General features: G+C 45.0%; 12 protein-coding genes. 9 read left to right on the top strand and 3 right to left on the bottom strand.

The window, feature by feature from the left end:
- Positions 1 to 7: 7 nt before the first annotated feature.
- Positions 8 to 1,504, bottom strand: coding sequence for an RNA polymerase factor sigma-54 (gene rpoN, locus SY85_RS15145; RefSeq protein ID WP_066409822.1), 1,497 nt, complete (start codon positions 1,502 to 1,504; stop codon positions 8 to 10).
- Between the two features lie 83 nt (positions 1,505 to 1,587).
- Here rpoN and SY85_RS15140 point away from each other — a divergent pair, with 83 nt between their 5' ends.
- The 3 genes from SY85_RS15140 to SY85_RS25485 all read left to right on the top strand — a co-directional run bounded on the left by SY85_RS15140 (position 1,588) and on the right by SY85_RS25485 (position 3,158).
- Positions 1,588 to 1,929: a hypothetical protein gene (locus SY85_RS15140; protein ID WP_066405745.1), complete on the top strand. Its 342-nt coding sequence runs from the start codon at positions 1,588 to 1,590 to the stop codon at positions 1,927 to 1,929.
- 251 nt (positions 1,930 to 2,180) lie between these two features.
- Positions 2,181 to 2,840 (top strand): endonuclease III domain-containing protein, encoded by a 660-nt coding sequence (locus SY85_RS15135; protein WP_066409819.1) that lies wholly within the window; start codon positions 2,181 to 2,183, stop codon positions 2,838 to 2,840.
- 54 nt (positions 2,841 to 2,894) lie between these two features.
- The gene (locus SY85_RS25485) at positions 2,895 to 3,158 is read left to right on the top strand and encodes a hypothetical protein (RefSeq protein ID WP_148661211.1); all 264 of its coding nucleotides are present in this window, start codon (positions 2,895 to 2,897) and stop codon (positions 3,156 to 3,158) included.
- Positions 3,159 to 3,207: 49 nt separating this feature from the next.
- Here SY85_RS25485 and SY85_RS15125 read toward each other — a convergent pair whose 3' ends face one another.
- A complete protein-coding gene (locus SY85_RS15125) occupies positions 3,208 to 6,354 on the bottom strand; it encodes a WD40/YVTN/BNR-like repeat-containing protein (protein ID WP_066405743.1) in 3,147 nt (1,048 codons plus the stop codon).
- Between the two features lie 891 nt (positions 6,355 to 7,245).
- On the opposite strand from SY85_RS15125, the gene SY85_RS15120 reads away from it, so the two are divergent.
- The 6 genes from SY85_RS15120 (at position 7,246) to SY85_RS15095 (ending at position 14,210) form a co-directional block, all read left to right on the top strand.
- On the top strand, positions 7,246 to 10,809 hold the full coding sequence (locus tag SY85_RS15120) for a beta-propeller fold lactonase family protein (protein ID WP_066405742.1): 3,564 nt from the start codon (positions 7,246 to 7,248) through the stop codon (positions 10,807 to 10,809).
- 14 nt (positions 10,810 to 10,823) lie between these two features.
- A complete protein-coding gene (locus SY85_RS15115; RefSeq protein WP_066405741.1) occupies positions 10,824 to 11,228 on the top strand; it encodes a hypothetical protein in 405 nt (134 codons plus the stop codon).
- 169 nt (positions 11,229 to 11,397) lie between these two features.
- Positions 11,398 to 11,931 (top strand): dihydrofolate reductase family protein, encoded by a 534-nt coding sequence (locus SY85_RS15110; protein ID WP_066405740.1) that lies wholly within the window; start codon positions 11,398 to 11,400, stop codon positions 11,929 to 11,931.
- 115 nt (positions 11,932 to 12,046) lie between these two features.
- Complete coding sequence (locus tag SY85_RS15105) at positions 12,047 to 12,844, top strand: SIMPL domain-containing protein (protein ID WP_066405739.1); 798 nt, start codon at positions 12,047 to 12,049, stop codon at positions 12,842 to 12,844.
- Between the two features lie 158 nt (positions 12,845 to 13,002).
- Positions 13,003 to 13,902 carry a DnaJ C-terminal domain-containing protein gene (locus SY85_RS15100; RefSeq protein ID WP_066405738.1) on the top strand — a complete coding sequence of 300 codons (900 nt, stop codon included), beginning with the start codon at positions 13,003 to 13,005 and terminating at the stop codon, positions 13,900 to 13,902.
- Between the two features lie 11 nt (positions 13,903 to 13,913).
- A complete protein-coding gene (locus SY85_RS15095) occupies positions 13,914 to 14,210 on the top strand; it encodes a chaperone modulator CbpM (RefSeq protein ID WP_066405737.1) in 297 nt (98 codons plus the stop codon).
- Between the two features lie 113 nt (positions 14,211 to 14,323).
- On the opposite strand, the gene msrB is transcribed toward SY85_RS15095, so the two are convergent.
- Complete coding sequence (gene msrB / locus SY85_RS15090; RefSeq protein WP_066405736.1) at positions 14,324 to 14,881, bottom strand: peptide-methionine (R)-S-oxide reductase MsrB; 558 nt, start codon at positions 14,879 to 14,881, stop codon at positions 14,324 to 14,326.
- Positions 14,882 to 14,977 lie beyond the last annotated feature (96 nt).

The following is a 14,977-nucleotide window of genomic DNA, read 5'->3' as shown; positions in this document are numbered from 1 at the left end:
TGCAAACTTACAGTTCCTTACGCAGACGGGCGACAGGTATATTTAATTGCTCGCGGTATTTAGCAACTGTACGGCGGGCAATATTGTAGCCTTTCTCCTGTAAAAGCTCTGTTAAACGTTCATCGCTCAGTGGCTTCTTCTTGTTCTCACCCTCAATCAGGTCGCTTAGGATCTTCTTCACCTCGCGGGTAGATACCTCTTCACCACTTTCTGTAGTAAGGGATTCAGAGAAGAAGAATTTTAAGCGGTAGGTACCAAACTCTGTTTGTACAAACTTGCTGTTGGCTACGCGGCTTACAGTGGAAATATCCAGTCCTGTTTTCTCGGCAATGTCTTTCAGGATCATGGGCCTCAATGAGGTCTCGTCCCCAGTCAGGAAAAAATCGTACTGATGATTCATGATCGCCGTCATGGTGCTAAGTAGGGTATGCTGGCGTTGCTTGATAGCGTCAATAAACCATTTAGCAGCGTCAATCTTTTGCTTGATAAATAATACAGCCTCTTTCTGCCGACGGTCTTTTTTAGAGCCACGATCATACTCCTTCAACATATCACGGTAGCCCTCGCTGATGCGTAGCTCCGGTGCATTTTTGGAGTTGAGGGTCAACTCCAGTTTACCAGCGTTATTATAAATAAAGAAGTCGGGCACTACATAGCTTTCGGCCTTATTCACCTCGCCCACATTGCCACCTGGTTTAGGGTTGAGCTTTGTGATCTGGTGCATAACGTCCTTAAGTTCTTCATCACTCAGGTTCAATCCGCGCTGTATTTTTTCGTAGTGCTTCTTGGTAAACTCGTCGAAGTACTTGGTTAACGCCATAATGGCTACATCCACATCTTTTCCTTCTTCTTTTTGGCGAAGCAGCTGCAGGATAAGGCACTCTTGTAAAGTGCGGGCGGCTACGCCGGGCGGGTCAAAGCGTTGAATGCGCTTGATCAGGGCTTCTACTTCTTCTTCAGTGGTCATGATGTTTTGGCGGAAGGCCAGATCATCTACAATGGCCGATGTTTCGCGGCGCAGGTAGCCATCCTCGTCCACACTACCAATGATCTGTTCGGCTATTCTGTATTCCTGATCGTCTAGCTTTAACATGCCGAGCTGTGCTTCCAGCAGCTCGTAAAAAGAAGTTTCTACTTTATAAGGAAGTGTTTGTTTCTCTTCCTGCTCGCCGTAGTTTTCGTCGCGCAGTTTATAATCGGCTATATCGTCATCCCCCTCAGATACATAATCCGAGATGTCAATATTGTCATACTGTTCGTCAGAACTTAATTCATCTTCACCATATTCATCTTCATTACTATCTGCAAACTCGTCCTTTGTATCCTCGTTATAGTTTTCGTCGTGAGTGTCGTCGGATTGTTCCAATGCAGGGTTCTCCTCCAATTCTTCCTTGATCCGCTCTTCCAGATTTGCAGTAGGTACTTGCAACAGTTTCATTAACTGAATCTGCTGGGGTGACAGTTTTTGTAACAGCTTTTGCTGTAAACTTTGATTCAGGCTCATGTTCTCCAGGTTTCGTTGCGGCGAAAAAAAATCGCCTTGTTCCACAAAAATCGAGCCGTAAATTTACTAGTAAATAATTTAAGATGTGTAAAAGCTTTATCGGCTCGGTCGTTTTTTGGGCGTCTTTTCACATTGCAGCTGCACAAACCACTTCATTTTACATAAAAGACACCGTGCGTTTTATTAATATAAAAACCGTTCCGCCACAGTTTTACACCCAGCACCTCTCCTTCTTCTGCCAAAAAGAGCTACAAATACAGAAAGTAACTGGCCTGCCTCTATTTATCCGGTTAGGAACTAAAGAATATGTGGATTACTTGGAACAAAAAGGCCCTCCTAAATCCTCCCGAAGGGAGGACTTCGCCACCGCACGCCCCCGGCCCCCTAAAGGGGAGCGGCCGCGCGGCAAAGGCCAGGGAGAATAATGAACAAGGAACAAGGAATGATGAAAGAAGAAGTAGCGGAAATGTTCAATGCTCAACGTTCAATATTCAATGAGCAATAAGAAAAGAAGAAAAGACTATAAAGAAAAGCACTCCTTTGGTGGAGTGTTTTTCTGTTTTATTGATCTACTTAAAGTATCGTTGTTAAGCGGGCCTTGTGCCACGGGTTTCCTCCCTTTCGGGGAGGCCGGGTGGGGCCACTCTTGGGTACATCGTTTGTATTTCTGTTACTAATGAAAAAGGCCTTTGATCTGAAGGAGATGCTGCGGCGGATAGAGAAAGCGGTGAAGCCTTATCCAAAGGCCGCCATGTTTGAATTGTATGAGCGCGGCTATACCACCTTGTTTGAACAATTGATCTCTTGTATTATTTCAATTAGAACACTGGATGAAACCACTATTCCTTTGTCGCTAAAGCTTTTTGAAAAGGCACGTACGCCGCAGAGATTGCTTAAGCTGTCGCCCAAGGAACTGGAGGAGCTGCTTAACGGTTCGCAGTATCCGGGACAAAAGGCTTATACCCTGCTGGGTATAGCCAAGGCAGCAGTAGAAGAATATAGTGGTGAATTGCCGGCTGATTATGAAAAACTCACTGCATTAAAAGGCGTAGGGCCTAAATGCGCCAACCTGTCGCTGGGTGTGGCTACTGGCAAGGCCGCTATTAGTGTAGATGTGCATGTGCATCGCGTTGTTAATCGCTGGGGTTTTGTAGAAACCTCTACGCCGGAGAAAACCATGAAGGCGCTTGAAGAAAGTGTGCCGCAAAAAAGATGGATAGACATTAATCGGCTGCTGATGCCTTTTGGCAAACACATCTGCAAAATGGTTCCACTATGTTCTACATGCCCGGTACTGGAGTATTGCCGGCAGGTGGGGGTAACGAAGCATAAATAGGTTAAGCGGTTATGGAATTGTCAAGGGGCTGCATCCTAGTAAGAAACCAACTATATGAAAAGATTGTTCTTAACAGTGGCCTTTATAAGCTTGATAACGGTAATCGGCAATGCGCAAACAAAGAAAGAAAAAGCACCGCCTCCGCCTCCAGCACCTGTAGCTGTTACACTAGAAGAAGTACCGCCGCCACCTCCACCAGTAGCTTTGCCATCAGCAGAAAAAACAAAACCCCAACTTCCACCACAAAAGAGGAGCGTATCTGTTCCACCAGCTCCTCCGGTTCCGGAGCATCCAAAAGCGATCAAGAAAAAGCATTAACAAAAAGCCCCGCATATGCGGGGCTTTTTGTTACAACAAATAGATAGACTTACTGTATCTGTATAGGCTGATACTCTTTAAATAAGGGTACCTTGGTGGCTTCCGCCAGTTGGCGGTAGGCCTTCCATAATGAATTCTGGAAGTCGTTAACGCGTTTTACAGCAGTACCGATCATGCCTTCTGCATTCTTCAGTAAGGCTTCCTCTTGTGCACTAGGCGCCACACTCTTAGACATAATATAGCTTTGAGCCGTTTGAATGCTGCTCATAACTGTGAAATCGGAAGAGCGGGTCAACCCTTGGCGGTCAGAGGTTTTGCCACTAATGAATTCGCGAATGGCTTTTATAGAGTCCTGCATAGCAGTAGTGCGCTTGCGCAAAGAGTCCGTTTCCTTCCCCTCTAAGCCGCGTAACTGTGCCTGCATTTTACTTAGCACATCTTCATACTCGCTTAAGCGATCGGTTGCTTCCGTAAGCTTAGCCGTTGTATTGCGCAGGCGCTCGATCATGCTGCGTTGTGCAATGCGGGATTCTGTAGATTTAGGAATGCGCGGATCGTCTTTTACAGTAATGGAAGTAGAATCCATGTCTTTACCCAAGGTCAGTACTACTTTATAATTACCAGGCATTACCTGTAGGCCACCAGGTTCGGCGGCTCCAGGGCGCGGCTTGGGTGCGCCAGGATTGCGTACACCTTTTTCTTCTAATCCCCACCACTGACGATTAAAACCGGTATCTGCCTTCCACTTCAGGTTGCGTACCACTTCATTCTTATCGTTAAAAATGCGCACCTGCACACTATCCATTTTGGCTTTGGCAGATGTGTCTTTTGTGGGGGCTACATAATAAGATACAGCAGCGCCACGACGGCGATTCTCTGCATCATATAGGCCCCAGGTGCTCCACTCATAACCTGTAGCGGCTTTGTAATTCACCTGGTAAGATTCTGGTGCATTAAACGCAGTTATTTTATTAGTGAATGTTTGGCCTTTAGTGGCAGCTATTTTTCGTAGGGGACGAATGTCATCCAATACCCATAAACTGCGACCAAACGTAGCAATCACTAAGTCAGCCTCACGCTCTTGAATAGCCAGGTCGTAAGTAGATACAGAAGGATAGCCATTTTTCCATTGCTGGAAAGTAGCACCGTTGTCAAAGCTGATCCACAGGCCATGCTCTGTACCCAGGAAGATCAGGTTGGGCTCTGTAGGGTCTTGTAAAATGGTAAGGGCATAACCTCTTACTTTATTATTGTCGACAAGGCGGGTCCAGGTTTTACCATAATCTGTAGTGCGGAATACATAGGCATTGAAATCGCCACGGCGGTAATCGTTAGCTACTACAAAGGCTTCGCCTGCATTATAGCGGGACGCTCTCACCTGCGGGATCCAGGCACCTACAGGTAAGCCAGGTATCTTACCACGGAAGTTGGTCCAGGTTTTACCACCATCTCTTGTTAGTTGTACATTACCATCATCTGTACCAACCCAGATCACACCTTTCTCTTTATAAGAAGGCTCAATAGCCAGGATGGTGTTGTAGTTTTCTGCACCGGTTACATCTAGTGTTAACCCACCGTTGTCATCCTGCTTTTGCTGCTCCGGATTATTGGTCGTCAGGTCTGGAGAAATGGTCTCCCAGCTAGCGCCTTTGTTAGTGCTTTTGTGAACCACATCACTGCCATAGTAAATAGTGCTCTTCTCAAACGGATCTTGTGCAATAGCAGAGTTCCAGTTGAAACGGAACTTATTAGCAGTATCCGTTACGGGTGGTTTGATAAACCAACGCTCGCCAGTTTTGTAATTGATGCGGCCTACATTACCTTGCTGGCTCATGCTGTATACCCAAGAAGCATCTTCAGCATCAGGCATTACATCGAAGCCATCACCACCGCCTACATTGTTCCAGTAGTAGTTGCGAATACCGCCGTTGGTCCAGGTATAGGCTGGTCCATGCCAGCTACCATTGTCTTGCATACCGCCCATTACATTGTATGGGATTTCGTTATCAACGTTGATATGATAAAACTGGCCAAAGGGTAGCTTTTCATCAAACACCCAGTTCTTACCGCGGTCTCTGGAAATACCCATACCTCCATCATTACCATCTAAAATGAAGTTAGGATTATCGGGGTGTATAAACCAGGCGTGGTGGTCAGGGTGTATACCAAAATAGGGTAGCATAGTGTTGAAGGTTTTACCGCCATCTTCACTTACTTCTACCACATCGTGAATGCTATAAATGCGATTTTCATTTTTCGTATCAACAGCAATATCCTGGAAGTAGAATGGACGGTTAGTAACGATCTTTGGATCGGCTGTTACCAGCTCCCATGTAGAGCCGCCATCATCACTTTTGTAAAAGCCGTTCTTAGTAGCCTCAACCATCGCATACACGCGGCTAGGCATGCTGCGGGCAAAGGAAATACCAATACGACCATAGTCGCCAGCTGGCAAGCCATCTGCTTTACCCAGCTTTTTCCAGTTGCGGCCACCATCCATAGTAATGTATAAGCCACTGCCAGGGCCGCCGCTTTTAAAGCTGTAAGGCGTGCGGCGGTGCTGCCACATGTTTACAATCAGCTTGTTGGGGTTAGAAGGGTCCATGGCCATATCACCTACACCACTGGAATCGTTAGTGTACAATACTCGGGTCCAGGATTCGCCACCATCGGTGGTTTTGTATACACCGCGCTCGGGATGCTCTGCATAGGGGTTGCCAATCACACCGGCATATACTGTGTTAGGATTGATGGGATCAATGATAATACGGTGAATGTTGCGGGTTTTTTCCAGGCCCATGCGGCGCCAGGTTTTACCGCCATCCATGCTCTTATAGATGCCTTCGCCAATGTTAAGCGAGTTGCGCGGGTTGCCCTCACCGGTACCTACCCAAACAATATTGGGATTGTTTTGCTGAATGGCAATAGAGCCAATGTTTAGTGTGGGCTGATCATCAAATACGGGCTGCCAGCTGGCACCTGCGTTAGTGGTTTTCCATACACCGGCTGAGGCACCGCCAACATACCAGGTGTCTGGGTTGTTGACTACAACGTCAATAGCGGTAACACGGCCACTCATACCGGCTGGTCCTATGTTTCGGGGTTTCCAGTTCTTAAACTGGTCCAGGGAGACTTTTTGAGCTGCAGCTCCCACAGATACGGAGGCCACAGCCAGTGCAATAACAAGTTTTCTCATGCATGCTGATTTGAGGCATTAAACTTACCAATAAACTGAGCGGTAGCAAAATGGAATGGATGAGTGGATGGTTTTGAGAAAGGATTTTAAAATTTGAAGATTTCTAATTTCAAGATTTTAGGTGGCAGGCTTCTGGTTACAACCTTCCGTTCTCAACCAGACTTCTATTCTTCATGTCGCTCGCTGTCAGGCGTAATTCGTTTCAGCATCTGCTTTCCCCTTCAGGAGTTTATTGTGTAGCTTTATGATTCTTCACTTTGGATTGATTCTTAGGTAATTACATTACGTTTTTTCTACATGATTTATGGATGCTGGTTGGGGCAGTATAGGAGGATGGTAGGAGGAGTAGTGAATGTCGAAGGCAGGTAGAGGGCTTTATCTGTGCAGTTGGTACGGACTTACCTACAGAAGAGGTACAGGAGAGGTACAGACTAGGTACAGGAGAGGTACAAGAGACCAGGAAGATAGGTAGTGCGGCGCGGCAGAAGCCAGGCTCGTGAATGGTGAGTGGTCAGTGGTGAGTAGGCTAACGCACTCCCCCGGCCCCTAAAGGGGAGCACCCACGCACAGGAACCTTCTGCACTAGCATTTCCTGCATCTATTATCAATCCTGCTAATCTGTGGTCACTTACAGAGGATATTCTTCGCTGTAACTTCTACCCTCTTCCTATAATTGTCCTACTATCCTTCATTACTGACTCCTTACTCATTCAATAATCTATGACTTATTGACTATTGACTTTCTTTCTGTCGACTGTCGACTCATCTCGCAGCTCATAACTCACACCTCGCAGCTCTCCTAGTAGTACTACGTAATCTAATTTATAGGTAAGGATAGCCGCTGCTGTTGAGCCTATTTTTACTTTTTATTTTATTAAATACAGCTAATTCATGAAGAGAATTTTATTCTTTTTAATTGTTTTGTTAACCCTAACTAGCGTCTACGCACAAGGTCCTACCGTAGACCAGCCCGCTAATAAGGTAGTGTGCAACGGAGCTAGTGTTACCTCCACCATTTTTACCGGCACCCCAGGTGCTCGCTATATATGGAGCAATAGTAATCCGGCTATTGGCCTGGCGGCTAATGGAAGTGGGAACTTACCTGCCTTTACAGCTGTCAACAATAGTACAGCACCTATAACCAGTACCATCACAGTAGCGCCGGCAAATGAATATGCTTATATAACCAATTTTGCCAGTAACAGTGTTTCTGTTCTGGGTGTGGATATTAACCCTATTGCGGCAACTATTGATGCAGGAGGGGGAACTTCTCCCAGCGGTATGGCTTTTTCTTCGGACGGCACTAAACTATATGTAGCTAACCAATTGGCAAATGTAGTATCTGTAATCAATACGGCAACTAACGCCAGAACTACCATTCCCTTACCTGCGGGTGCCTCAAGCTCTCGTGGTATTGCTGTTTCTCCCGATGGAACTAAGCTGTATGTAGTTAACTTGGTTTCAGATAATATATCGATCATCAATACGGCTGACAATAGTGGAGTTAATGTAACTGTTCAAAATGAACCCTATGACGTTGTTGTTTCTCCCGATGGTTCAAAAGTCTATGTATCTAACTCTGCTTCTCATACGGTATCTGTCATTAATACAGCCGATAATAGTGTAATGAATATTCCTGTAGGAGCTATTCCTTATAGCCTTGCTATATCTACAGATGGCACTAAAGTATATGTTGCCAATTACAACTCCAGCTCTGTATCGGTTATTAATACAGCTACTAATACTGTTGCCGCTACTATACCACTTCCTGCAGGAACGCGACCTATGGATATTGCTGTTTCTTCAGATGGCACCAGGATCTATACAGCGAACTATGACAATGACAATGTTACTGTAATAGATGCGGCGACTAGGACCGTTAAAGCTACTGTTGGAGTAGGTGATGCTCCCGGGGGCATTGCTGTAAGGGGTTCTAAAGTGTATGTAGCTAATACAGGTTCTGATAATGTAACTGTTATTAATACCGCTACAAATACGGTAGCTGCTACTATTCGTGTAGGCGATAGGCCTACAGGCATTGCTGCTAACCCGGATGGCTCAAAAGTGTATGTGTCAAATAATTCTGGGAATACGATATCAGTTATCAATACGGTTGCTGTTGATATAGTAGCTACCGTTCCAATACAGGGTCCTCCAGATGGTGTTGCTGCAAGTAGGTCTAGCTCTAGGGTCTATATAGCTAACGTCGACAAAGACGAGGTTTCAATTATTAACACAAATGACAATACCGTTATGGCAACGGTACCTGTAGGTGTTAGACCTTTTGGTATTGCTGTTTCTCCCGATGACACTAAAGTATATGTATCAAATGAGGTTTCTAATAACGTATCAGTTATCAGTACAGCAAGTAATACTGTGGTTGCCACCATACCTACTGGAAGTAATTCAACGGGTATTGCTGTTTCCCCTGATGGTACAAAGGTTTATGTATCAAATTATGCTAGTAATACGGTATCTGTTATTAATACAACCAATTATAATGTAAGTAACATAACACTTCCGGCAGGATCTAATCCTTTGGGTATCGCTGTTTCTTCCGATAATAGTAAAGTCTACGTTTTAAATGCCGATAACGTATCAGTTATCAGTACAGCAAGTAATACTGTGGTTGCCACCATACTTGGAGTAAATAAGCCTACAGGTGTTGCTGTTTCCCCTGATGGTACAAAAGTTTATGTAGCGAATCGATCCGATAATAGTGTATCGGTCATTAATGCATCTACTAATACAGTCATGGCAACCATTAATGAATTTTTGGAAAGTCCTTACGGTATTTCGGTTTCTCAAGACGGTTCCAAGCTATATGTTGCTAATTTTTCTGTCCATAGCACCTTATCTAATACCATATCTGTTTTTAATACAGCCGATAATTCATTTATAATGAATATGGCTGTAGGGGAGCTTCCTACAGCATTTGGCAACTTTATAGGTGTTGCTTCTGGCCCATCGAAGACTTTTACGATTACCGTCAACCCTTCTACAGCTATTACCACCCAGCCTGTAGGCCAGGTAAAATGTGAAGGAGCTACTACTACTTTTTCTGTTGCAGCTACGGGTGCAAACCTGAGTTATCAATGGCGCAAAGACGGCATAGATATAAACGGTGCTACTGATCGTGAATTGGAAATAGCGGCTATCGGTGCTGATAATGCTGGCGGTTATGATGTGGTGGTAACAGGCGATTGTGGCGTTGTTACTTCTTCAGCTGCTGTGCTTACTGTTAACCCTGCTACAGCAATTACTGCCCCACCCGCATCACAAACGGTGTGTGCAGGTGCTTCCACTACATTTACTGTTACAGCTACCGGTAGTAATCTGTCTTACCAGTGGCGTAAAGATGGCAACAATATCACGAATGCTACCGGCACTAGTTATACGATTTCTAACACTGCATCTGCTCAAGCCGGTAATTATGATGTGGTAGTGACAGGCACCTGTGGAACAGCGACCTCGCCAGTTGCGGCGTTAAGCTTGAGAGATCCGATTGTTATTACAAGTCAGCCTGCTAGTGCGACACTTTGTACTGGAAGTGCCGGATTCACTGTGGCAGTTAATGGATCAGTACTGGGCTACCAATGGCGCAAAAATGGAGTAGCTATTCAAGGCGCTACAAATGATAGCTATTCTATTAGTAGCGTTAGCGCAGCTGACGCCGGTACGTATGATGTTGTAATTGCTGGCGATTGTGGAAGTGTAACATCTGCATCAGCTACCCTAACTATAAACAGCTTAGCCGCACCCACTATTACTTTCCACGACCCCAATACTTTCTGTGAAGGTGGAAACCTGCAAATGCAATCTTCCGCCGCCGTTGTAAATAACCAGTGGTTTAAGGATGGCGTGGCGATTTCTGGGGAAACCAACCGCACGTATACAGCTACCGCTAGCGGCTCTTACGCAGTACAATACAAAGAAAACGGTTGTGTATCGGCGTTGTCGGCTCCTGTAGTTGTTACGGTGAATCCTGTACCATCTGTACCTACCATTACGGCCACTGGAAACATTTTGACCTCGTCGGCCACCAACGGTAACCAATGGTACTTGAACTCAACACTAATTCAGGGTGCCACCGGTAAAACCCACCGTGTACAGGCCTCGGGAGTGTATAGTGTGGTAGCAACGTCTGGCAGTTGTTCAGCAATTTCAGCGCCTTACAATTTCGTAGCTACCCGTATTGACAATCCAGAAGTGTGGAATGGTGTTGTAACTATCTACCCCAACCCTGTGGTGAAACAACTGGTAGTGAAAAACCAGAGCAGCCACCCACTCTTTTTACAACTCTTTGACAGCTTTGGCAAACGCGTGTATAATAGCAAGTTGGTAGGTACTCAAAACACCATTGACGTGCAAGGTCTGAGTGCCGGTATATACCAGGTCAGGATCACTGATCTTACCCGAAACCAGACAATTACCCAATCTATTATTAAACTCTAATCCTGTAGACAACAATGAAACTATTAATAAGAACTCTTTTTGCTGGCCTGTTAGCCTTTTGGCTGTCCAGCTGTTATGGAGATTTGGGCGGTGATGATCTGGGCGAGCAAAACCTGGTGGTGGCACTGGATCCGGATGCGGGCTCTGCCATTGCCCGCGCCCTAGGTACTACCTACGATTTCAAAGTGCTGGTATTAAGTAAGATGCCGCCTCAAGGCGTGACAGTAAATGTGGTCTATCGCCAGGATTTAGACAATGCAGTGGTTTTTTCTCAGAACTATACTACTACAACTTCGCCGCAGCATGTTACCATTACCAACATCCCTTTCAATGAAGTGGGTACCGTTACTATAACCGTAGCATCAAAGTCCAGACCCTCCAACACCGTCACCAAGACGTTTAAACTGGTGCGGAAGTAAATAAGGGCGTTTTAGAATAGAAGAGAAAGCCCGGCCTTTTGGCTGGGCTTCTTTGTGTAAAAATGATTAGTTTTAGGGAGTGGCTGGTGTTTTTTTAGAGGTATAATTATTTCTGTAACGGTTATATTATACCTGCGCTAACAACCCGTTCACCAAACACAGACCTGATATGAGAAAAGTTGTTGTATACATTGCCTGCAGCCTGGATGGCTACATTGCTAAGTCAAACGATGATTTGTCATTTCTATCCATAGTAGAACAAGAAGGCGAAGATTACGGCTACAGTGATTTTATACAAACTGTTGATACCGTAGTGATGGGAAGGAAAACTTATGATTGGGTGATGCGCCAGGTATCAGAATTTCCACATGCAGATAAAGAAGCCTATATCATTACCCGCACACCAAGATCTGCTGTTGCAAACATATCTTTTTATACCGACGATGTAAAAGAGCTCATACGCCACTTGAAGCATAAGGATGGAAAAAACATATTTATAGATGGAGGAGCAGAAGTAATACATACGTTGCTACAAGAAAACCTTGTCGATGCGTTTTATATATCAATTATTCCCATCTTATTGGGCAAAGGTGTACGCTTATTCAAGGAAGGTTTTCAAGAGCAAATGTTGCAATTGATTAGTGTGAAACATTTTAAGAAAGGGCTAGTACAATTGTATTACGAGCGTTCATTTAAACAATAGTTTTCTACTTAGCCAAAACATACGTTTTAGGTAGTTCATTCAAAAAATAAAACAGCTCAAACAGGTCTATGAACGCAGGTGTGGCTATCTGTTTAGCTTGCGCAAAATACCTGCTATGAAAAAAAGAGGACTCCTGTTTAGTGCTTTTTTGTTTTGCGGCGCGCTGGCCCAAGCACAAGACCAATATGTAGAAGTAACGGTAAAAGACACGTTGATGGTTGAGCCCAAAGAATGGTACTATTACATTAAAGTAGAAGAGAGCTATGAGGATATGGATGTAACTACAGCTATTGACACGGCTGCCTATGCGGCGCCCACTCCAAAAAACAAAGCCAAACCGGTGCCGCAGCCTAAAGCCCCTCCAAAGCCCAAGGTGTTAACCCGCGAAGAGAAGCTGGAGCAAGTAAAGGCATTAGCCCTTGCTCATGGCGGCGAGCTGCTCCCTTATACTTCCTTGATGAATTATATAGCTGGTGCAGATAAATACATGCTGAATAATTATAGTCGCTATTCTATTAATGACGATTATGCCTTAAACCTTCGGTTTAACAGTCGCGATTCACTACATAGCTTCCTTACTGCCATTGGCAATCGTTCAGATGTAGAAGGTGGCGTAGTAAAAATTAGTCACCCCGACATAGCTTCTTTTTATGAAAAGCTCGATGTGAAGCTGATTGATGCAGGTAAGCAAAAGGCGGCTCGCCTGGCACAACTGGCAGGTCGAAAACTAGGGCCTATCACTCAAATTGTTGAAGCGTCCGATGCTACTAAGAATCCATATGAGGAGTTGTTTCAAAAATTGACTATGCTGTTGGGTAGCAAATCTGATCCTCTTAAGCTGGGAAGTGAAGTTTTCCCATCTGACAAGATCAAGATTGAAAAAACATTAAAGTTTCGTTTTGCCTTTCAATAATGAAGATTAGTTGACAGATGACAGAGGGCAGCTGGCAGTATCCTGTATTTTCTATCCTCTGTCATCTGCCAGCTATCAACTGCCAACTGTCCTCCACTCTCTCCATTGGCCTGATTTTTACATCCATACCACCGGTTTATATAACTAAAAAGCGGCTTATGGAGTTTGTTGATTATTATCAAATCTTAGGCGTTGGTAAGAATGCCAGTACAGACGATATAAAGAAAGCCTACCGAAAGCTCGCGCGGAAACATCACCCTGATCTTAATCCAAACGATCAGGAGGCGCATAAACGGTTTCAGCAGATCAATGAAGCAAACGAGGTGCTTAGCGATCCTGAAAAGCGCAAGAAGTATGACCAGTATGGAAAAGACTGGCAGCATGCCGAGCAGTTTGAGCAAGCACGACAGCAGCAACAATATGCTGGCGGTGGTAGAGGATTCCAGGGAGGAAGTTATGAAGGTTTTGGAGGCGGCGACTTTTCAGAATTCTTTGAGTCTATGTTTGGTTCAGGCGGGGCTAGGGGGCGTAGCCGGCAAACGCGCTTTCGGGGCCAGGATTTTGAGGCTGAGTTGCATTTGAGTTTACGAGAGGCCTACACTACACATCAGCGCACACTCACAATCAATGGTAAACAAATCCGTATTACCATACCCGCCGGAGTAGAGAACGGCCAGCGTATACGACTAAAAGGGCATGGCGAACAGGGCGTGAATGGCGGCCCTGCGGGAGACCTCTACATTACCTTTCAAATAAACGATGATCCCGTATTTAAACGCTCCGGAAGCGACTTGTTTGCTACTATTGATCTAGATCTATACACAGCTGTATTAGGTGGAGAAGCGACAATAGATACATTGAGTGGTAAAATCAAATTAAAAGTTGCTCCGGAAACACAAAATGGAACAAAAGTGCGTTTAAAAGGGAAAGGCTTTCCGGTTTACAAACAGGAAGGTCAGCATGGAAGCCTTTATATCACGTACCAGATAAAAATACCAACCGGCCTTAGCGAACGCGAACGTGAACTGTTCACCGAATTATCTAAACTAAAAAAATAGGGCTACTGGCAATGGAAAATCTGATAGCAGCATCCATCTTTTGCTCACAACACAATATTGAAGTTTCGTTTATCCATTCCCTACAGGATTATGGTTTGATAGAAACAACAACTACAGACCAGGGTGTATTTGTACAGGCCGACCAGCTGCAGGAGTTGGAGCGTCTCATGCGCCTTCATTATGACCTGCACATCAACCTGGAAGGGGTTGATGCTGTAACGCAATTGCTAAAACGCATGGAAAAACTGCAGGAAGAAATGATGTATCTGAAGAATCGCCTGCGCTTGTATGAGGGGGCGGTAGGATAGAAAAGCTGCACGCTTTACGCTACACGCTGAACAGCCTTTCTTTTGCGTGCAGCTTGTAGCTTGCAGCCTTCCTTTCACGTCTCACGTTTGACGTTTCACGATTTCTGATATTCCTATTGCTTAGTGTCTTTCTTGTATTTTTCTTCCGCTTCTTGGGCTTTCTTAAAATCCAGAATCACACCATTGATGCAATAGCGCAAGCCGGTGGGTGGTGGGCCGTCGTCAAATACATGGCCCAAGTGCGCTTTACAGCGGCCACATTGTACTTCGGTGCGGTCCATGCCGTGTGAGTGGTCGGGTTGATAAATAATACTGCCTTTGCTGATTGGCTGATAGAATGAAGGCCAGCCGCAGCCGCTTTCAAATTTGGTATCGCTCTTAAATAAGGCGTTGCCACAGGCAGCACAGTAGTAGGTACCCACTTCTTTGGAATCTTCGTATTTGCTGCTCCAGGGGCTTTCGGTTCCTTTCTGCCGGGCAATGTAGTAAACATTTTCCGGTAAGATCTTTTTCCATTCAGCGTCCGTTAGATTGACTTTACCGCTATCAGAGTTAGAGTATACCGGGTTCTTTTTATCGTTGGTATCCATAGCTGTTTTTTTAGTGGATTGCGAATACGTGCAGGAGAGCAGGCTAAATGCCATAGCCAGTAGCAAAAATCCATGTTTCATATGCAAATGTCTTATATCAAATCTACGAAACCTGTGAGGGTATAGTTTGTTAAAGGAAAGTGACAAAGCTACGGATTACGAGCTGCGAGCCATGAG

The organism is Flavisolibacter tropicus (assembly GCF_001644645.1).
Taxonomy (GTDB): domain Bacteria; phylum Bacteroidota; class Bacteroidia; order Chitinophagales; family Chitinophagaceae; genus Flavisolibacter; species Flavisolibacter tropicus.
This window is presented reverse-complemented; position numbering and strand designations above follow the sequence as displayed.

Coding starts and splice junctions, on each gene's coding strand:
- SY85_RS15100 (WP_066405738.1), top strand. CDS start 13,003: ATGGAGTTTGTTGATTATTATCAAATCTTAGGCGTTGGTAAGAATGCC.
- SY85_RS15095 (WP_066405737.1), top strand. CDS start 13,914: ATGGAAAATCTGATAGCAGCATCCATCTTTTGCTCACAACACAATATT.
- SY85_RS15120 (WP_066405742.1), top strand. CDS start 7,246: ATGAAGAGAATTTTATTCTTTTTAATTGTTTTGTTAACCCTAACTAGC.
- SY85_RS15105 (WP_066405739.1), top strand. CDS start 12,047: ATGAAAAAAAGAGGACTCCTGTTTAGTGCTTTTTTGTTTTGCGGCGCG.
- SY85_RS15135 (WP_066409819.1), top strand. CDS start 2,181: ATGAAAAAGGCCTTTGATCTGAAGGAGATGCTGCGGCGGATAGAGAAA.
- SY85_RS15140 (WP_066405745.1), top strand. CDS start 1,588: ATGTGTAAAAGCTTTATCGGCTCGGTCGTTTTTTGGGCGTCTTTTCAC.
- SY85_RS15115 (WP_066405741.1), top strand. CDS start 10,824: ATGAAACTATTAATAAGAACTCTTTTTGCTGGCCTGTTAGCCTTTTGG.
- msrB (WP_066405736.1), bottom strand. CDS start 14,881: ATGAAACATGGATTTTTGCTACTGGCTATGGCATTTAGCCTGCTCTCC.
- SY85_RS15125 (WP_066405743.1), bottom strand. CDS start 6,354: ATGAGAAAACTTGTTATTGCACTGGCTGTGGCCTCCGTATCTGTGGGA.
- rpoN (WP_066409822.1), bottom strand. CDS start 1,504: ATGAGCCTGAATCAAAGTTTACAGCAAAAGCTGTTACAAAAACTGTCA.
- SY85_RS15110 (WP_066405740.1), top strand. CDS start 11,398: ATGAGAAAAGTTGTTGTATACATTGCCTGCAGCCTGGATGGCTACATT.
- SY85_RS25485 (WP_148661211.1), top strand. CDS start 2,895: ATGAAAAGATTGTTCTTAACAGTGGCCTTTATAAGCTTGATAACGGTA.